Source organism: Achromobacter sp. SIMBA_011 (genome assembly GCF_046535435.1).
Classification (GTDB): domain Bacteria; phylum Pseudomonadota; class Gammaproteobacteria; order Burkholderiales; family Burkholderiaceae_B; genus Achromobacter; species Achromobacter dolens.
In genome coordinates this window covers 1-268 of record NZ_JAWRWN010000543.1, presented here as the reverse complement: position 1 = coordinate 268, position 268 = coordinate 1, and the positions used below count along the sequence as shown (strand labels likewise).

Annotated in this window: 1 protein-coding gene; it reads left to right on the top strand. The window is 61.6% G+C overall.

Annotation, left to right across the window (positions count from 1 at the left end; all coding sequences use genetic code 11):
- Window positions 1–268, top strand: a 268-nt coding sequence (locus tag SB816_RS32065) for a TetR family transcriptional regulator C-terminal domain-containing protein (RefSeq protein ID WP_410548254.1), incomplete at both ends; no start/stop codon positions are given.

Sequence of the window (268 nt, the reverse complement as noted above, 5' to 3'; positions counted from 1 at the left end):
CGTGAGAGCCGCCTGTTCGCCAATGAAATCCTGCAGGGCGCGCCGCATATCGAGGACGAACTGAAGGGGCCGCTGAAGCAACTGGTGGATGAAAAAGCCGAGGTGATCCGCGCCTGGGTGAAGGCCGGGCGGATGGCCAAATGTGATCCCTACCACCTGATTTTCTCGATCTGGTCGACCACCCAGCACTATGCGGATTTCGATGTGCAGGTGCGTGCGGTGCTGGGCGACAAGAACGGTGGCGAGGGGCGTTTCGAGGATGCGGCCC